This is a genomic window from Mesorhizobium mediterraneum (assembly GCF_002284565.1).
In the GTDB taxonomy this organism is placed as follows: Bacteria; Pseudomonadota; Alphaproteobacteria; order Rhizobiales; family Rhizobiaceae; genus Mesorhizobium; species Mesorhizobium mediterraneum.
In genome coordinates, this window is the sequence record NZ_NPKI01000046.1 from 316,383 (window position 1) to 333,928 (window position 17,546).

The 17,546-nt window shown below is 63.3% G+C and carries 16 protein-coding genes; 11 read left to right on the forward strand and 5 right to left on the reverse strand.

The annotated features are described in order from the left end of the window. Positions 1–124 precede the first annotated feature (124 nt). The 3 genes from CIT25_RS32090 to CIT25_RS32100 all read left to right on the forward strand — a co-directional run bounded on the left by CIT25_RS32090 (position 125) and on the right by CIT25_RS32100 (position 4,129). Positions 125–2,533 carry a phosphoketolase family protein gene (locus CIT25_RS32090; RefSeq protein ID WP_095489097.1) on the forward strand — a complete coding sequence of 803 codons (2,409 nt, stop codon included), beginning with the start codon at positions 125–127 and terminating at the stop codon, positions 2,531–2,533. Beyond that, entirely contained in the window at positions 2,533–3,708 is a 1,176-nt protein-coding gene (locus tag CIT25_RS32095) for an acetate/propionate family kinase (protein WP_164897593.1), read from the forward strand. Before CIT25_RS32090 ends, CIT25_RS32095 begins: the two co-directional genes overlap by 1 nt. An 85-nt stretch (positions 3,709–3,793) precedes the next feature. Next, positions 3,794–4,129: a hypothetical protein gene (locus CIT25_RS32100; RefSeq protein ID WP_095489098.1), complete on the forward strand. Its 336-nt coding sequence runs from the start codon at positions 3,794–3,796 to the stop codon at positions 4,127–4,129. Between the two features lie 33 nt (positions 4,130–4,162). Here the strand turns inward: CIT25_RS32100 and CIT25_RS32105 are convergent, their stop codons facing one another. Next, on the reverse strand, positions 4,163–5,101 hold the full coding sequence (locus CIT25_RS32105) for a sugar-binding transcriptional regulator (protein ID WP_095489099.1): 939 nt from the start codon (positions 5,099–5,101) through the stop codon (positions 4,163–4,165). 368 nt (positions 5,102–5,469) lie between these two features. Here CIT25_RS32105 and CIT25_RS32110 point away from each other — a divergent pair, with 368 nt between their 5' ends. From CIT25_RS32110 to CIT25_RS32145, 8 genes are all read left to right on the forward strand, one after another. Further along, positions 5,470–7,098, forward strand: a complete 1,629-nt coding sequence (locus CIT25_RS32110) for an ABC transporter substrate-binding protein (RefSeq protein WP_095489100.1) — start codon at positions 5,470–5,472, stop codon at positions 7,096–7,098. A gap of 95 nt (positions 7,099–7,193) precedes the next feature. After that, positions 7,194–8,207, forward strand: a complete 1,014-nt coding sequence (locus tag CIT25_RS32115; RefSeq protein ID WP_095489252.1) for an ABC transporter ATP-binding protein — start codon at positions 7,194–7,196, stop codon at positions 8,205–8,207. Then, on the forward strand, positions 8,204–9,184 hold the full coding sequence (locus CIT25_RS32120; protein WP_095489101.1) for an ABC transporter ATP-binding protein: 981 nt from the start codon (positions 8,204–8,206) through the stop codon (positions 9,182–9,184). Before CIT25_RS32115 ends, CIT25_RS32120 begins: the two co-directional genes overlap by 4 nt. A gap of 10 nt (positions 9,185–9,194) precedes the next feature. After that, complete coding sequence (locus CIT25_RS32125; protein WP_095489102.1) at positions 9,195–10,121, forward strand: ABC transporter permease; 927 nt, start codon at positions 9,195–9,197, stop codon at positions 10,119–10,121. Between the two features lie 11 nt (positions 10,122–10,132). Next, on the forward strand, positions 10,133–11,014 hold the full coding sequence (locus tag CIT25_RS32130; RefSeq protein ID WP_095489103.1) for an ABC transporter permease: 882 nt from the start codon (positions 10,133–10,135) through the stop codon (positions 11,012–11,014). Positions 11,015–11,059: 45 nt separating this feature from the next. Continuing rightward, the gene (locus CIT25_RS32135; protein WP_095489253.1) at positions 11,060–11,830 is read left to right on the forward strand and encodes a glycerophosphodiester phosphodiesterase family protein; all 771 of its coding nucleotides are present in this window, start codon (positions 11,060–11,062) and stop codon (positions 11,828–11,830) included. 59 nt (positions 11,831–11,889) lie between these two features. Further along, positions 11,890–12,804 (forward strand): TIM barrel protein, encoded by a 915-nt coding sequence (locus tag CIT25_RS32140; RefSeq protein ID WP_095489104.1) that lies wholly within the window; start codon positions 11,890–11,892, stop codon positions 12,802–12,804. Between the two features lie 155 nt (positions 12,805–12,959). Next, the gene (locus CIT25_RS32145; RefSeq protein WP_095489105.1) at positions 12,960–13,601 is read left to right on the forward strand and encodes a ThuA domain-containing protein; all 642 of its coding nucleotides are present in this window, start codon (positions 12,960–12,962) and stop codon (positions 13,599–13,601) included. Between the two features lie 29 nt (positions 13,602–13,630). On the opposite strand, the gene CIT25_RS32150 is transcribed toward CIT25_RS32145, so the two are convergent. The 4 genes from CIT25_RS32150 to CIT25_RS32165 all read right to left on the reverse strand — a co-directional run bounded on the left by CIT25_RS32150 (position 13,631) and on the right by CIT25_RS32165 (position 17,535). Continuing rightward, a complete protein-coding gene (locus CIT25_RS32150; RefSeq protein ID WP_095489106.1) occupies positions 13,631–14,296 on the reverse strand; it encodes a DUF6064 family protein in 666 nt (221 codons plus the stop codon). Between the two features lie 102 nt (positions 14,297–14,398). Beyond that, positions 14,399–15,313, reverse strand: a complete 915-nt coding sequence (locus CIT25_RS32155) for an aldo/keto reductase (protein WP_095489254.1) — start codon at positions 15,311–15,313, stop codon at positions 14,399–14,401. Between the two features lie 170 nt (positions 15,314–15,483). Continuing rightward, positions 15,484–15,987 (reverse strand): hypothetical protein, encoded by a 504-nt coding sequence (locus tag CIT25_RS32160; protein WP_095489107.1) that lies wholly within the window; start codon positions 15,985–15,987, stop codon positions 15,484–15,486. Positions 15,988–16,179: 192 nt separating this feature from the next. Then, the gene (locus CIT25_RS32165) at positions 16,180–17,535 is read right to left on the reverse strand and encodes a glutamine synthetase family protein (RefSeq protein WP_095489108.1); all 1,356 of its coding nucleotides are present in this window, start codon (positions 17,533–17,535) and stop codon (positions 16,180–16,182) included. Positions 17,536–17,546: the final 11 nt, after the last annotated feature.

Here is a 17,546-nt window from a genome sequence, read left to right on the forward strand (position 1 = left end):
CTGCAAAAGAGCGATTGGCGGGCGTAAATGGCGGCTCCAGCCGAACTTATTTCCGTGAAAATCCTTTCTCCGGGGCGATGGCACTCCAGATATCGACGGGCAAACGCATTCTGGAGACGTTTCGATGAACGACGAGGCTCGGACCACCGCGCAGCCAACAGGCCTTGATCAGGTCGCTCTCATGAACCGCTATTGGCGCGCCGCGAACTACATTTCGGTTGGCCAGATATACCTGCTCGACAATCCGCTCCTGCGCGAGCCCTTGAAAGCCGAGCACGTCAAGCCGCGGCTGCTCGGCCATTGGGGCACGACACCCGGCCTCAATTTCATCTACGTCCACCTGAACCGCGTCATCCGTGAGCGCAGTCTCGAAATTCTGTTTATCTGCGGCCCAGGTCATGGCGGCCCGGCGATGGTCGCGAACACATGGCTCGAGGGCACCTACAGCGAGATCTATCCGGAAATCGGCCAGGGCGAAGACGGCCTGAGAAAGCTCTTCCGGCAATTCTCCTTTCCTGGCGGCGTGCCTAGCCATGTGGCGCCCGAAACGCCCGGCTCGATCCATGAAGGCGGAGAACTGGGATATGCGCTGGTCCATGCTTTCGGCGCGGCCTTCGACAATCCCGATCTGGTGGTCGCCTGCGTCGTCGGCGACGGTGAGGCGGAAACCGGTCCGCTCGCGGCGGCATGGCACTCCAACAAGTTCCTGAACCCGGCATCCGACGGCGCCGTGCTGCCGATCCTGCATCTCAACGGCTACAAGATCGCCAACCCGACAATCCTAGCCCGCATGGATGACGTGGAATTGCGAAGCCTGTTTGCCGGCTATGGCTACGAACCATTTTTCGTCGAAGGTCACGAGCCAATTCCCATGCATCGGTTGATGGCCACGAAGCTGGACACCGCGCTGGACAGGATCCGCTCAATCCAGAAGCGAGCCCGTGCTCCGGGCTGGCAGGGAGAGCGTCCGCTGTGGCCGATGATCGTGCTGCGCAGCCCGAAGGGCTGGACCGGACCGAAAGAGGTCGATGGCAAGAAGGTCGAGGATTTCTGGCGCTCGCATCAAGTGCCGGTGTCGAATGCTCGCGGCAACGAGGCGCACCGCAAGATCCTCGAAGACTGGATGCGGAGCTACGAACCGGAAAAGCTGTTCGACGACGGCGGGCGTCTACTTCCAGACCTGGCGGCGCTTGCGCCAAACGGGTCCCAGCGCATGGGCGCGACCCCGTATGCCAATGGCGGATTGCTGAAGCGCGACCTCGCGCTTCCAGATTGGAAAAGCCTGGCGCTCGATGTGCCGCGTCCAGGAGGCGCCAAGGCCGAGGCGACGCGGATTCTCGGAAACTATCTCCGCGACGTCATACGCCTGAATGCTGAGGCCAGGAATTTCCGGCTGATGGGGCCGGATGAGACATCCTCTAACCGCCTTGACGACGTATTCGAAGTCACGGACCGGGTCTGGATGCAGCGGATCGAGCCCTATGACGTCCAGCTCTCCCGGGACGGCCGCGTCATGGAGGTGCTTAGCGAGCATCTCTGCCAGGGTTGGCTGGAGGGCTATCTGCTGACCGGCCGCCATGGCCTGTTCTCCTGCTACGAGGCGTTCATCCACATCGTCGATTCCATGGTCAACCAGCATGCGAAATGGCTGAAGACATCCAGAGAGCTTGCCTGGCGCAAGCCGATCGCTTCACTCAATTACCTGCTGACCTCCCATGTCTGGCGGCAGGATCACAATGGCTTCAGCCACCAGGATCCGGGCTTTGCCGATTTCGTCGCCAACAAGAAGGCCGATACGGTCAGGCTCTATTTCCCGCCGGATGCCAACACGCTGCTCTGGATCACCGATCATTGCCTGAGAACCTACAACCGCATCAATGTCATCACCGCCGGCAAGCAGCCAGCGCAGCAATGGCTGTCTGTCGAAGACGCAGAGACGCATTGCCGGGCGGGGGCGGGGATCTGGGAATGGGCCGGAGCTGGGAAAGGCGAGGATCCGGATGTGGTCATGGCCTGCGCCGGCGACGTGCCGACACTGGAGACGCTCGCTGCCACCGACATTTTGCGCTCGGCGCTTCCGGACCTGAAGGTTCGCGTCGTCAACGTGGTCGACCTGATGACGCTGCAGTCAAATTCAGAGCATCCGCATGGCCTCGCCGATGAGGATTTCGACGCGCTGTTCACGAAAGCCAAGCCGGTGATCTTCGCCTATCACGGCTATCCCTATCTCATCCACCGGCTGACCTACCGACGCGCCAACCATGACAACATGCATGTGCACGGTTTTCGCGAGGAAGGCACCACGACCACGCCGTTCGACATGGTCGTGCTCAATGAGCTCGACCGTTTCCACCTGGCGCTCGCCGCGATCAAACACGTGCCTGGGCTCGCCGAACGGGCGAAAGATCTTGCCGCCGAACTTCAAGCGAAGCTTGTGGAGCATAGGGCCTATGTCCGCGAGCACGGCGAAGACATGCCCGAGATTCAGAATTGGAACTGGCCCCAAAGCGGTGCGACGAAGGCGGGCGATTGATGCGACAGGCAATTCTCGCGCTGAACGCCGGCTCCTCCAGCATCAAGTTCGGACTATACGACCTTGAACCCTCTGGGGAACTGCAACTCGTCTCGCGTGGTGCGCTGGATCTCGGCGACGCACCGAGGCTCAGCGCAAAGGCGGCCGAGGGAACGGTGCAGTGTGATCGGCCGCTTGCGGGAGACGCGCGCAATGCCGGCATCGGCGCGTTGCTCGACTGGATCGAGAGCGAGCTTGGCGGGCGGAAACTAATCTCCGCCGGCCACCGCATCGTGCATGGCGGGCGCGAATTCGTCGAACCCGTCCGTCTGACGCCTGAGGTGATCGACGCCTTGGACAGGCTGACGCCGCTTGCGCCGCTGCACCAGCCTCGCAGTCTCGCGCCGATCCGCACGCTTGCCGCGCTGCGGCCGGACCTGCCGCAGGTCGGATGTTTCGACACAGCTTTCCATCAGACGATCGATCCGATCGTGAGCCGCTTCGCGCTGCCGCGCAAATACGATGCGGAAGGGATCCGCCGCTACGGGTTTCATGGGCTTTCCTACGAATACATCGCCGGGCGGCTCAAGGAGATATCGCCCGCTCTTGCAGCGAAGCGGACGATCGTTGCCCATCTCGGCAGCGGAGCGAGCCTATGTGCCATGCACGACGGAAGAAGCGTCGATACGACGATGGGCTTTTCCGCGCTCGACGGCCTGGTCATGGGCACACGCTGCGGCGCCATCGATCCGGGCGTGCTCTTGTACTTCGTCCTGGAAAGAGGCATTGCGGCGGAGGCTCTGCAGCACATGCTCTATGAGGAATCCGGGCTGCTCGGAATATCCGGCATCTCAGGTGACATGCGCACGCTGGAAGCGAGCGACGACCCCCACGCGCGCGAAGCGGTGAGCCTTTTTGCGTTCCGGGCCGCAAGGGAGGCCGCCGCGCTCGCCAACACTTTGGGCGGCCTCGAATGCCTCGTGTTCACCGCCGGCATTGGCGAGCGCTCGGCGCCGGTCCGCAAAGCAATATGCGAAAGGCTCCATTGGCTTGGCGTGGCGATCGACGAGCCATCCAATGCCTCGCATGCCGGGATCATAAGCCGGCCGGACAGCAAGGTCGAAATACGCGTCGTCGCGACCGACGAGGAGAGCATCATTGCCCGCCACACGCGGGTGCAAGGGAATGCTCGATAACGCAATCAACGGCACGGTTTCCAACGCAAGGAACCCTGCGCGCCCGCGCCCGTTTCCCCATCTGATTACCAAAGGGAGAAATCCAATGGCCGAGACCACCAGTACGGCAGGCGCCTCAAAGGCGACAACCGAAGCCCAGGAGGCGATGAAGAAGCAGATCGCTGAGCTTCGCCGCGAAATCACCAAAATAAATCGGACCCTTTCCGACCAAGCCGAGGAGGCACAGGGCTGGTACGATAGCGCGGCCGACCGGGCCTCGCGTGCGGCCCGACAATTGCGCAACCAGGCGCACACCGTGTCTGAGACTGTCCAGCAGAACCCAGGCACAATCTCTTCGGCGATGGTGCTTGGCGGCGTATTCGGTGTCCTTCTCGGAATTGTGATTGCGAAGAGTTCCGAGCCTGAGCGGCGGTGGTTCTAGGGACAGATGACCACCTTGCAGTGCCGAGCCTGGCTATCGGCAATCAAGCATGGCTTTTGCGCTATCGGCATCCGTTACGATGACCGTCGCCAACCCGGCCCCCGCCACAGCTAGAAGAATGGCATGTTTGTGCGTCCCGCCTGAGGCGATGATGCGGCAGGGGATATTGCGGTAGTCTTCGAGCTCCGGCGAAAGCACCTGGCGGTTGAGAGGGTGGTCCACAGGCTTACCTTCGGCATCGAGATAGCGGCCCAGGAGGTCGCCGACGGCGCCGGCGGCAATGAGATCACGCGCATCCGTTCCCTCAGGCAGGCCGTAACGCACTTGCAGCGATTGCCGCGATACGTCCCCCACGCTCAGATAGGAGACATCCACATCATAGGTGCGGGGGAATATCCTCTGGAACACCGATTGGGAAATGATCGCCTCGCGCGATTGCGGGCTCTCGGCGTAGATCGGCGCCGCGAAATAGCAGCATTGCGCGCCCAGGACCTGCGCGAAGCCGCGGACGATCTCGAATGTGTTGATCTCCGAGCCGCGCGTCAGTCCGCCCATCATCGACCGAATCTCCATCTGCGGCTCGCTGACCGCCGTCATGTGCCGCACGGTTTCCCGCAGCGTCGCGCCCCAGCCGACGCCGATGGAGGCAGGCTTGCGGCTTTGGGTCAGCCGGTCCAGATAGGCGGCAGCACCCTGTCCGATGACCGAGTGCACCAGCCCGGGATCGCCCGGCGTCGGCACCACGACGGCATCCTGCAGGCCGAACCGGCTTCGCAATTCGGCCTCGAGTTCGATATTGGCGGCAAGCGGCGAGCTGAAGCCTATCCGCACGATCCCTTCCTCAAGTGCTGCGGCGAGAAGCTCGTTGACCCTGCGGCGGGTGAGATGCATACGCTCGCCGATCTCAGCCTGCGTCAGACCCTCCACATGATAGAGCCATGCGGCCCTGATCATCAGCTCCTGCTGGTCCATGCGCTTTCCTCCCCCCATGCCGTGGCCGCTTTCAGTTACAAACGTCACACTGGTGTAGCATTTGTAACCTACGAATCCCGGCGATCTGTTTCCGGCTGACTGGCCGATGTCAGCAAGGAAGTCATGGCCGTTTAGCCGGATAGCAGATTCAACAAGAATAGATCAACATGGATAAATGCTCTAGGCATGGGCAGGATACTCCGTGCTTATTTAGAAGATAGTTATATTAATACTTTGTGCCTAAATGTGTAATCTGCGGATTGTCACAAATAATTCATCTGTTCATTGCGAAACAGACACAGTGCTGAACATAAAACCGGTCGGATTGCTTTGGCCACGACTTGCCATTCCCGCAAAAGGAGATTCCGATGTTTTCACTCACTCGGCGCGGCGCGCTTGGTATCCTCGGCGTAACCGCAGGCAGCATGATGCTGCCGCGCTTTGCGATCGGTCAGGGCGCGCGCCCGTCCGTCACCATCGCCGTGCAGAAGATCACCAACAACAACACGCTCGACATATGGAACGAGCAATCCAATGTGGGCGAGCGGGTGTTTTTCCCCAATTTCTGGGAAGGGCTGATCCTGCGCAACTGGATGGGCAACCAAGGCCCGGTTCCCGGCCTTGCGACCGAGTGGAAACGGATCGACGATAAGACCGTCGAGCTCAAGCTGCGCCAGGGCGTGAAGTTCCACAATGGCGACGAGCTGACCGCCGATGACGTGGTGTTCAGCTTCTCGGCCCAGCGCGTTTTCGGCGACACGCAGCCGGTCGGCGGCAAGACGATCTTCGAGGACGACCACAAACCCGCAACGCCAAAGGAACTGCCTGCCACGATACCCGGCATCGGCCGCCGGCTGTGGCCCCGGCTCGCCGGCGTCGAGGCGGTGGACAAACACACGGTGCGTTTCCACAACGCGACCTCGGATGTGACGCTGGAGGGCCGCCTCTATGCCTTCGGCAGCCAGATCGCCAACCGCCGTGCCTGGGACGAGGCGGCGAACTATGTCGACTGGGCGCGCAAGCCGGTCACCACCGGCCCCTATTCGGTCGGCGAGTTCAAGCCGGACGTGTCGCTTACTCTCGTGGCCTTCGACGACTATTGGGGCGGTCGCCCGCCACTCGAGCAGATCCGTTTTGTCGAGGTTCCGGAGGTCGCCTCGCGCGTCAACGGGCTTCTGTCTGGCGAGTATGATTTTGCCTGTGACCTGCCGCCCGACCAGATTCCCGCTGTTCAGGGCGCCCCCGGCTTCGAGGTGCAGGGCTCGACGATCCTCAATCACAGGGTTTCGGTGTTCAACACCCAGAATCCGATACTCGAAAACCCGCTGGTGCGCCGCGCCATGACCCATTCCATCGACCGCCAGGCGATCATTGAAGCGCTATGGGCAGGCCAGACGACGATTCCGGCCGGGCTACAGTTCCCCTTCTATGACGAGATGTTCGTGCAGGGCTGGAAGGTGCCGGATTATAACCCCGATCTGGCGCGCGAGCTGCTGAAGCAGGCCAATTACAAGGGCGACGCGATCCCGTTCCGGCTCCTCGACAATTACTACACGAACCAGACTGCGAACGGCCAGATCATGGTCGAGATGTGGAACCAGGTCGGCCTCAACGTGCAGATCGAGATGAAGGAAAACTGGGCACAGATCCACGACCCGGCCGGCGTGAAAGGCGTGCGCGACTGGTCAGCCGGATGCGCTTTCAACGATCCTGTTGGCGGCATCGTCAACCAGTACGGCCCGAATGGTGAAGTCCAGCAGAAGAAGGATTGGACCAATGCCGAGGCCAATCAGATGGCCGCGATCCTGGAAACCGGCACCGACCACGCCGCCCGCAAGAAGGCCTTCGCCCGCATGCTGGAAATCTGCGAGCGGGAGGATCCGGTCTATCAGATCCTTCACCAGAATGCGGTGTTCACCGGTATGAAGTCATCGCTGAAGTGGAAGGCCGCCCCCGCCTTCGCCATGGATTTCCGCTCCACCAACTGGGCAAGCTGACCAGCAGCCACGAACCGGCTCCGGCAGGGAAACGCCCGCCGGAGCTTTTTCTTTTCACGATGTCCTTCGGGCGGACGGAGCGGAAGCGGATGGCGATGACAGCTGCAACGGCCAATCTGGTGGAACTGCGCAACCTGAAAGTCGCCTTCGACGGCGTTCAGGTGCTGCACGGCATCGATCTCGATGTCGCACGCGGTGAGGCGCTCGGCCTCGTCGGGGAATCAGGATGCGGCAAGTCAGTGACATGGCTGGCGGCGCTCGGCCTGTTGCCCGGCAAGGCAAGCGTGACCGGCTCCGTGCGCCTCGAGGGACGCGAGCTATGCGGCAGCCCGCGCAGCACGTTGGAGCAGGTGCGGGGCGGGCGGATTGCCATGATCTTCCAGGATCCGTCGAGCTCGCTCAACCCGGTCCTGTCGATCGGCCGCCAGATCACCGAGGCGCTGGCCATTCATCGGGGGCTACGGGGCGAGGCAGCGAAGACCGAGGCGCTGAGGCTGATGGACATGGTCGGCATCCCCGATGCCCGCCGCCGCTTCGATCTCTACACACATGAATTTTCCGGCGGACAATGCCAGCGCCTGATGATCGCCATGGCGCTGGCGGGTAAACCGGACCTGTTGATCGCGGACGAGCCGACCACCGCGCTCGATGCGACCATCCAGGCCCAGATACTCGATCTCCTGATCCGGCTGCAGGCCGAAACCGGCATGGCGCTGGTGTTCATCAGCCATGATCTCGGCGCGGTGTCGCAGGTCTGCGAACGCGTTTGCGTGATGTATGCGGGCCGCATCGTCGAGGAGGGTTCGGTCGCGCAGCTGTTTTCCAGCCCTCGCCATCCTTATACACGCGGCCTGTTCGACGCGATCCCGCGCATCGACGGTCCTCGAAAACGGCTGATCCCGATACCGGGCACGGTGCCGAACCCGAAAACGCTGCCGCAGGGCTGTGCCTTCGCGCCGCGCTGCTCGCGCACCACCGCTTTCTGCGAGACGTCGCCGCCCTCCCTCCTGCCGCAAAAGGACGGCCGCAAGCTCGCCTGCGCGCACCCGATCGAACTTGCGGTAGCCGGCAAGGCCGAACGCAAAGTCCCCGAAGATCTGCTGCAATGACGCCGCTGATCGAAGCAAAGGAGCTGGTGCGCATTTACGCGCTCAGGCACGGACCCTTCTCCCGCCCCAGTTTTGTTCGCGCCGTGGAGGATATTTCGCTGTCGGTATTCCCCGGCGAAACGCTGGGCATCGTGGGGGAGTCCGGCTCCGGAAAGTCGACGCTCGGACGAATGCTGCTCGGCATCGATCCGGCCCAGGGCGGCGAGGTGCGCTTCGAAGGGCAACCGATGCCGAGGCTTGGCACGCCGGAATGGCGGGCGCTGCGCGCCAAAATGCAGCTTGTCTATCAGGACCCGCTGGCCGCGCTCGACCGGCGGCAGACGATCGCGACCCAGATCGGCGAACCGCTGGACATTCATCGCATCGGGCCCAGGGAAAGCCGCGCCGGTCGCGTTGAGGACCTGATGGCGGCCGTCGGCCTGCGCCCCGACCAGGCCGGCAGCTATCCGCATGAGCTTTCCGGCGGGCAGCGCCAGCGGGCGGTGATCGCGCGGGCGCTGGCCGCCCGGCCCAAGCTCCTGGTGTGCGACGAGCCGGTCTCCGCGCTTGACGTGTCGATCCAGGCGCAGGTGGTGAACATGTTGAGCGACCTGCAGGAAGAGAACGGCATCGCCATGATCTTCATCAGCCATGACCTGAAGGTCGTGCGCAACCTGGCCGACCGTGTCGCCGTCATGTATCTCGGCAGGATCGTCGAGGAAGCCTCCTCCGACGTGATTTTCCAGTCGCCACGGCATCCCTACACCAAGGCGCTGGTTTCCAGCATGCCGATCCCCGGCAAGAAGCTGGAAGGACGTGTCATCCTCCAGGGCGAGCCGCCCAATCCGGCCGCACGTCCGTCGGGCTGCGCCTTCCATCCCCGCTGCCCTGTTGCGCGAGACATCTGCCGCACCAGCACGCCGGCGCTGCGCTCGGTCGAGACGGGGCGTACCGCCGCCTGCCATGTCGTGGCGGACAACGCCGCGATCGCGGCCTGATGGAGCCCGCATGATCCGTTTCGTTCTCGTGCGCGTTATGAGAGCCGTTATCACCATCCTTGCGGTGATGACCTTCGCCTTCGTCGTGCTGCGCATGTCGGGGGACCCGGCCGAGGTGATGCTGGGGCCGGACGTGCCGCAAAATGTCATCGAGGCGTTCCGCAAGTCGTGGGGTCTCGACCAGCCGCTCTGGATTCAATATTTGGCTTACCTCAAGTCGATCTTCACCGGCGATTTCGGCGTGTCGATGCGCGACAAGGCGCCCGCGCTGCAACTGGTGCTGGAGCGCGTGCCGGCCACGCTGCAGCTCACCGTTCCGGCGCTCATCCTGAAGCTGCTGATCGGAATTCCGGCCGGCGTCTATGCGGCGCTGCACCGACAGAGCTTCGCCGATCGCGGCGTGATCCTGCTGGCGATCCTCGGCTTTACCATCCCCTCCTTTGTCATGGGCCTGCTGCTGGTGCTGATCTTTTCGGTGACGCTGGGCGTGTTGCCTTCCGGCGGTCAGGAGACATGGGTGCATGGCATCCTGCCGACGCTCACCATGAGCGTGGGCGGCGTAGGCATACTCGCCCGTTTCTCGCGCAGCGCCATGATCGAGGTGATGGGGCAACCCTATATCCGCACAGCTTCCGCCAAGGGGCTGAAATGGCGCGACGTGGTGTGGGGCCATGCGCTGCCCAACGCAGCCGTGCCGATCGTGACCATCGTCGGCTTCATGGTCGGCTCGCTGATCGCCGGCGCGGTGGTGGTGGAATCGATCTTCTCCTGGCCGGGCATCGGCAGGCTGCTGATTGTCTCGGTCAGCAATCGCGACCTTGCTGTCGTCCAGTGCATCCTGCTCATCGTCGCGGCCACCATGGTGGTGTCGAACCTCGTCGTCGACCTGCTCTACGGCTGGCTCGACCCGCGCCTGCGCTCGCCCGCGAGCCATTGAGGAGAACCGGCATGGCTTCGATCTATCCGGCGACCACACAGCCAAACGCGAGGCAAAGGGCTGGTTTCCTGTCGTCCATTCGCCGCAACCTGCCGCTGAGCGTCGGTCTCGGAATCCTGTGGCTGGTCGCCATGGTGCTGGTTGCCATATTTGCCGACCGCATCCGCCCCTATGGGATCACGCAGATGGATCTCACCAGCCGGCTTGCGCCCCCCGGCATGCTGAAGCACTTGCTGGGCACCGACGAGCTGGGCCGCGACGTGCTTTCGCGCCTCATCCAGTCGATCCGCCTTTCGCTCGTCATCGCCTTCGGGGCGACGCTCCTCTCGGCCGTGTTCGGCACGGCGCTCGGCTTCGCCGCCGCGCAGTTTCGCGGTTTGGTCGAGCATCTGGTGCTGGCGCTGGCCGACTTCCAGGCGGCCCTGCCGTTTCTCATCATGTCGCTGGCGGTGCTGGCGTTCTTCGGCTCCTCCATGGTGCTGCTGGTCTGCCTGATGGGTTTTTACGGCTGGGAGCGCTATGCGCGCATCGCGCGCGGTCTCGCGATCTCGGCGGGCGCGCAGGGCTATGCGGCCTCGGTGGTGCAGCTCGGCGCTACGCCGGCGCGGGTTTACCTGCGCCACATCCTGCCCAACGTCGCCTCGACGCTGATCGTTTCGATGACGCTGACCTTTCCCGAGATCATCCTGATGGAAAGCGGGCTGTCCTTCCTCGGCCTTGGCGTCCAGCCGCCGGCGACCAGCCTCGGCAATATGGTCGGCTTCGGCCGCGAATATCTGACCCGCGCGCCGTGGATCATGCTGGCGCCGGCCGCCGTCATCATGCTCACCACGCTGTCCATCTCGCTGGTTGGAGACTGGCTGCGCGACAGGCTCGATCCCACGGTGCGGTGAGATGTCGATCAGTTCTAGGAGACTTCCATGACTTTGATCACTGGCATGACTTTGATCACCGGCCATCGCGGCGCCCGCAATCTGTGGCCCGAGAACTCGCTTGTGGGCTTCCGCAACACGCTGGAGCTCGGTGTCGATGCCATCGAATTCGATGTTCACCTGACGGAAATGGGCGAGCTCGTGGTCATCCACGACGCAACGCTCGAACGCACGACGGAAGGCTTTGGACCGGTGCGGAAGCTGACGTTCGAAGAACGGGCAAACGTGAGATTGAAAGATACGGACGAGACCATCCCGACACTGGCGGACGTGCTGGCCGCGCTTTCTTCCAGGGCCGGGCCGGACCTGCATGTCGAGATCAAGACCGACGAAACCGGCATGCCCTATCCCGACATTGCCCGGCGCGTCGCCGAGGAGCTTCGACGCTTCGGCGTGGAGGACAGGACGCATCTGACGTCCTTCGACATTTCCGTTCTGGAAGACTGCCGGCGCCACGCGCCGCAGGTCGCGCGCCTCGTCTCCGTCAATGCTGACTGGGCCGAAAGACAGGGTGGCCTGGCGGCATTCCTTGCTCGCGTCGACGGACTCGTGGACATCGTCGCCATCCATCACGAGCTGATGGAGGCGCAATGGGACCTGGTTCGCGCCACGCTGCCGCTCGACCGGCTTTGCGTGTGGACGGTGAACGAGGAGGCGACGATCCGCCACTGGCTGGGACGGCGGATCGGCCGCCTGACATCGGACCGCCCGGACCTCGCCATCGCCTTGCGCTCCGCCGTGGTGACGGCAGCGCCGCTCGAAACCAACCGGGCCTGATCACGCCGATCGGCCGCATAACGACAATGCCAATCTGGCCCCACCTGGAGACAAAGCAAATGAGCAATCTTATCGCAACCGGCTTCAACGCGCAGTCTCGCGACGGCGAGCTGGATAGCCTCGAAGCCGATCTTCGCCGGCTCGAAAATATCGGCGTCGACACCGTCGAGCTTGCGCTCACCAGCATCGATCTCATCGCGGGCGGCCGCATCATTAGGGAAAGAGCGGACAGGCTCGTCGCGTTGACGGCCAAGTTTTCCTTCCGCTACACGGTTCATGGCCTCGTCTCCTCCAACTTCATGGACCCTGCGACCTGCACGTACCAGCTGCAGGCTGCCAAGGCGCTGGTCGAGATCTGCGACCGGATCGGCGCCCGTATCCTCGTCCAGCATGGCGGTTTCCTGCGCGCCGACCAGCCTCTCTTGCGCGCGGATGCGGACCGGCGCGAGCGCGAGGCTCTGTCCGAACTGGCGGAATTCGCCAAGCCTTACGGCGTACGCATCGCGCTGGAGAACATCTTCACCGCGGAACCGGGGCAATACCGGCAGACGCCAGCGGAGGTGGCCGAGACCGTCAAGGCCGTCAACCATCCCAATCTGGTCGCGCTGATCGACTTCAGTCATGCCTATCTCGAAGCGACCTATCGCGGACTGAACTTCCGCGAGCAGATCCGCGCCATGGCGCCAGTGGCCGGGCATCTGCATGTCCACGATTCCTTCGGCCGCCCACAGGGTTTTTACAAGCCCTACTTTCTGCAGGAAGCGACGGCGCTGGGCCTCGGCGACCTGCACATGCCGCTCGGCTGGGGCGACATCGCCTGGGAGGAGATTTTCAGCGAGCTGGCGTTCCTGCCGGGAACGGTGCTGATGATGGAGATCGGCGAACGCTACCGCAGCGAGCAGCCAGCCAGCCTCGAACGCGCGAAACGCCTAATGGCGCTGAACGGCACGCGCAGTTCCATGGCTGCCGAATGACAGGCCATTTGATTTTGGCCTGAAGGACATTGCAACGGTCGAGACTGTCTGGGTATCGTTGGCATAGTTCGAATTGAGGAGCAGCCGGCCGGATCGGCCGGCCGCACTGCCGCTTAAGGTTCGTGTTGGCGACGCAACCAACTGATGGAGAAGATATGCGGCAAGCGCTGATCGTGTGGGGCGGCTGGGACGGACACGAGCCGGAAGAGGGTGCGCGCGTCGTCAAGGCGATGCTCGAAGAGGAGGGGTTTGGCGTGCGCGTCGAAACCACGACGGAGATATTCGCCGACCCCGCGATCGCCGATTTGAGCCTGATCGTCCCGATCTACACAATGGCGAAGCTTGCGAAGAACGAGGAGCTCAACCTGACAAAAGCAGTCGAGGGCGGTGTCGGCCTTGGCGGCTATCATGGCGGCATGTGCGATGCATTTCGCGAAGCCACGGAATACCAGTTCATGTGCGGCGGCCAGTGGGTGGCCCACCCGGGCAACATCATCGACTACCGGATCGACATCACCAGGCGCGACGATCCCATCATGAACGGCATCGATGATTTTTCGTACCGCTCGGAGCAGTACTACATGCATGTGGATCCGTCGAACGAGGTGCTGGCGACAACCACCTTCTCCGGCGAGCACGCATCCTGGATCGAAGGCGTGGTCATGCCGGTCGTCTGGAAGCGCCGGCACGGCAAGGGAAGGGTGTTCTATTCGGCGCTCGGCCATGCCGCCAAGGAGTTCGCGGTGCCGCGGATGCGAACGATATTTCGTCGCGGCCTGGTGTGGGCGGCGCGCTGAGAGCGCTTGCCGGAGCACGCACCGTCGTTTCATCGGGCAATGCGGCGCAGGGCCAAGGCAGCGACAGCGGTGGCCGCTGCCAGAAGCGGCAGCCAGGCTTGCGGATCGCCCATGGCATGGAGCGTCAGGCCGCTGAGCAGCAGCCACAGCAGCGGTATCGGAAACAGCAGCGGCACAGGCCCGCCGCTCGCTGCAAGCAGGACGCCGAGCGCCGCGATCGCCGTCGGGTCCGGCGCGATGCCGAAGATTTCGGCGCTCGCCCATGGCCGCCCGAAGAGCGGCGGCAGGAGCGGATAGACAACGATGCCAACGGCCATGATCAGCAGCCCGAGCCGACCCGTCATGTCCCGCCTGTCGAAGGCGAGGCTGCCGCGTGCGGCACCGCCGATTACCAGCAGCAGCGCCTGCAGGCCGAAGGCCGGCGCGACATAGGCGATCGCCCAGTTGATCACGGCATAGCGGCTCCACAGGAAGGACCAGCCGACGAGGGCAAAGAGCGCGGCAAGGATGAGTGCGATCCAGAGACCATGGCGACGCGGCCGCCGCAGCACGAGCAGGGCAATGGCAAGGCCGGCGGCGAGTGTCAGGAGATGCAGCGGCCAGATGGCTGCATTGTGCAACTCGAACATGCGCCAGTAGACGCGCGGCGAGAAGAGCAGGAAATCTTCCAGCCGGTAGGTCCACCATTCCGACATCTAAGCAGGTCCCGCAAAAGTGTCCCACGGTTTTGCGACAAGAACCTGCGACAAACAACAGAAACTAAGCAGGCATTCGTGGGCCAGCCCACGAATGCCTGCTTAGAGGTCCCGGATGTAGGCCGCCATCCGCTCGCGCATGGCCGCGTCGGGGAGGGGACCGGTCGCGGCCATCACGTTCTCGCGCACATGGTCGACGCGGGTCGTGGCGGGGATGGCGACGGTGACGGAGGGATGCGCAAGGATGAACTTCAAGATGAACTGCGCCCAGGATCCGGCGCCGATCTCGGCCGCCCAGTCGGGCAGCGTCTCGCCTTCGAGCTGGCGCGTCAGCGCGCCTTGCTGAAACGGCCGGTTGACGATGACGGCCATGCCGCGCTCGGCCGCCAGCGGTAGGAGCCGTTCCTCCGCCTCACGGTCGACGACGTTGTAGGTGAGCTGCACGAAGTCGAGCGGATGCGCGCGCATGATCTGTTCGAACAGGTCGTGCCGCCGTCCTTCGGACGTCGTGATGCCGACATAGCGGATGCGCCCGTCCGCCTTCATGGCGAACAGGGTTTCGAGATGCGCCTCCCAGCCGACGAGGTTATGGACCTGCACGAGGTCGAAGCGCGGCACGCCCCAGAAGCGACGCGACTGCTCGATCTGCGCGGCTCCGTCGGCGGCGGAGGAGGTCCAGACCTTCTCGGCGGAAAACAGCGCCTTGGGCCGGCCGAGCTTCTCGAGGCCATAGCCGATCACCGGTTGCGAGGAACCGTACATCGGCGAGGAATCGATCATGCGGCCGCCTGCCTCGAAGAAGGCCGCGATCACCTCGGCGCATTCGTTGCGCAGCACCGGATCGTCGCCGACATTGAAGGTGATCCAGGTGCCCAGCCCAACTGCGGGAAGCATCTCTCCCGAGGAGGGCACAGCCCGCATCAGCGGCGCAGGCGCGCCGGGCGCGGTTCCCGGCAACACGAAGGCCGCTCCGGAAGCGGCGGCAGTCTTCACGAATGTCCTGCGGGTGATAATCATCATCTGCCATCCCTATACTCCTGACCACAAAAATGGTTCCGGGCGACCGACCTTCGCAAGGCCGATCTGGGGGCGATCGGCGGGGAGCCGGCCGGTCTCAAGAGCGGTTCAGCTTTTGATAGAACCGCCCAACCGCTGTAAGTTTGTCACTCGCTCTGCAACCAGCCCGATTACCTGGAGGTAGCCCCTGTCCTGACCTGACGGTGCTGGCGGGCATAGGCCACGCAGGCGTCTACCGTGCTGACGCAGAGCGCATCGCGGTTGTTCGGCGTATTGTTGTCGCCGGCGTAGGCAACCTCGGCAACACGGCCATCGACCATTCGAAGTTGTGTGTTGCAATAGCCGCCAGGATTGACATTGAGGGATCCTCCAACCGTCGGGATCGCACCCACCGCCAAGGTTGGAATCACGACGTTGAGATTGCCGCGTTGAACGGTACGCTGATAGGTCCAGATCTGACCTGATCCGCCCGCATCAGCGGTGGCACTCGGAAAGCCGGCGCACATTCGAACATCAGCCTCGCTGAGACCGATCATCTCTTTGCGGGCTGCCGCTGTCGTTGCGTCTTCCTTCGCGATGGTCGACGTATCGTCAGGGGCGACGCAGGAGGACACGATAGAACTGCCGGCCAAGAGAACAAGAAGGACAGGCTTTCGGAGGCTGGAAAATATCATACCGACTGTGATGAATTGCGCCGACCCGAGACCCTAGTTAGGCAAGCAGACAATCGAGTCAACCTGCACAACTTCACGATGTCGTTGACGTGCCGCTCAGCGCAGTGGCTGCACTGACGGGATCTGCTGCCGGCGGTCGCGGCGTCGCCTGAGCATCTTCGACGTTGGGCGGTCGCCAGCGCGCCCTGCCGATCAAACGCTTTCGAGATAGGTCTCGAGCTCGAAATCGCTGACATTGAGCGCGAACGTATTCAGCTCCTGCCGTTTGCAGGCGATGAAGGAGTCGCGCAGGATGGCCGGAAATATCTCCGCAATATGCGCCCCGCTCTCGAAGCTGGCGATCGCCGAGGCCCAGTCAGGCGGCAGCTTCGCCGGCTGACGTCCTTGCCCGTCTCTGCCCGTCGGATCGCCAGGCGACAATTGCCTTTCGATGCCGATGAGTGCGGCGCCCAGGATAGCCGCAAGCACGAGGTAAGGGTTGGCGTCCGCGCCGGCGACGCGATGTTCGATCCGGCGTGCGCTCGCTGGCCCGCCGGGGATTCGGATCGCGATCATGCGGTTCTCGTAGCCCCAGGCAACCGCGTTCGGCGCATAGGATCCAGGACGCAGCCTGCGGTAGGAATTGAAGTGCGGTGCAAAAACCAGCGTGCTTTCGGCCATGGCGGCGAGCAGACCGCCGACGGCATGGCGCATGATGTCCGACCCATGGTCGCTGCCGTTGTCGAAGACGTTGCGGCCTTCGGCGTCGGTCAGGCTGAAATGGACGTGAAAACCGTTGCCGGCACGGTCACCATAGGGCTTGGCCATGAAGCAGGCGGCAAAGCCGTGCTTACGGGCGATGCCCTTGACGGTGCGCTTGAACAGCACGGCATCGTCGGCGGCGCGCAAGGCGTCCGCGACATGGTTCAGATTGATCTCGAACTGGCCGACACCGTTTTCGGCGATCGCGGTGTCGACGGGAATGCCTTGCATGCGGCAGGCGTCGCAGACGTCGTGGATGAAGGCTTCGAAGTCGTCAATCTCGTCGATCGACAGGGCCGCATCGGAATCGAGACGGCGACCGGTTACCGGCGAGACAGGCCCGATAGGCCGCTGCGATTGCGGGTCGACCAGATAGAATTCCAGTTCCGTGGCAGTGACCGGGGTCAGGCCCAGAGCCTTGTAGCGGTCGAGGACACGGGCCAGCGCCCGTCGCGGATCACCGAGAAACGGCGCGCCGTTCTCATCTGCAAGCCAGAGCGGAACGAGTGCTGTCGGATGTGCCGTCCAGTTCACCGGCACGATGCCGCGTCCCGTCCACTGGCAAAGGCCGTCGGCGTCGCCGTTGCCGAAAACCAGCGTGTTGTTCTCGATATCCTCGCCCCAGATGTCGAGCCCAACCAGCGAATAAGGCATGCGCAGCTTGCCCTCCAGCGCCTTGCGTGCCTGCTCGACGGGTATGCGCTTGCCGCGCATGATGCCGTTGAGGTCGCACACCGCAGCCCTCAGGCTGTGGATGTCGTCCCTGCTTTCAAGCCAATTCAGAACGTCCGTGATTGCATCGCCCAATTTCAACCCCT

Excerpts from the sequence above, each read along its gene's own strand:
- CIT25_RS32090 (WP_095489097.1), top strand. The coding sequence starts at position 125 with ATGAACGACGAGGCTCGGACCACCGCGCAGCCAACAGGCCTTGATCAG.
- CIT25_RS32095 (WP_164897593.1), top strand. The coding sequence starts at position 2,533 with ATGCGACAGGCAATTCTCGCGCTGAACGCCGGCTCCTCCAGCATCAAG.
- CIT25_RS32100 (WP_095489098.1), top strand. The coding sequence starts at position 3,794 with ATGGCCGAGACCACCAGTACGGCAGGCGCCTCAAAGGCGACAACCGAA.
- CIT25_RS32105 (WP_095489099.1), bottom strand. The coding sequence starts at position 5,101 with ATGGACCAGCAGGAGCTGATGATCAGGGCCGCATGGCTCTATCATGTG.
- CIT25_RS32110 (WP_095489100.1), top strand. The coding sequence starts at position 5,470 with ATGTTTTCACTCACTCGGCGCGGCGCGCTTGGTATCCTCGGCGTAACC.
- CIT25_RS32115 (WP_095489252.1), top strand. The coding sequence starts at position 7,194 with ATGACAGCTGCAACGGCCAATCTGGTGGAACTGCGCAACCTGAAAGTC.
- CIT25_RS32120 (WP_095489101.1), top strand. The coding sequence starts at position 8,204 with ATGACGCCGCTGATCGAAGCAAAGGAGCTGGTGCGCATTTACGCGCTC.
- CIT25_RS32125 (WP_095489102.1), top strand. The coding sequence starts at position 9,195 with ATGATCCGTTTCGTTCTCGTGCGCGTTATGAGAGCCGTTATCACCATC.
- CIT25_RS32130 (WP_095489103.1), top strand. The coding sequence starts at position 10,133 with ATGGCTTCGATCTATCCGGCGACCACACAGCCAAACGCGAGGCAAAGG.
- CIT25_RS32135 (WP_095489253.1), top strand. The coding sequence starts at position 11,060 with ATGACTTTGATCACCGGCCATCGCGGCGCCCGCAATCTGTGGCCCGAG.
- CIT25_RS32140 (WP_095489104.1), top strand. The coding sequence starts at position 11,890 with ATGAGCAATCTTATCGCAACCGGCTTCAACGCGCAGTCTCGCGACGGC.
- CIT25_RS32145 (WP_095489105.1), top strand. The coding sequence starts at position 12,960 with ATGCGGCAAGCGCTGATCGTGTGGGGCGGCTGGGACGGACACGAGCCG.
- CIT25_RS32150 (WP_095489106.1), bottom strand. The coding sequence starts at position 14,296 with ATGTCGGAATGGTGGACCTACCGGCTGGAAGATTTCCTGCTCTTCTCG.
- CIT25_RS32155 (WP_095489254.1), bottom strand. The coding sequence starts at position 15,313 with ATGATTATCACCCGCAGGACATTCGTGAAGACTGCCGCCGCTTCCGGA.
- CIT25_RS32160 (WP_095489107.1), bottom strand. The coding sequence starts at position 15,987 with ATGATATTTTCCAGCCTCCGAAAGCCTGTCCTTCTTGTTCTCTTGGCC.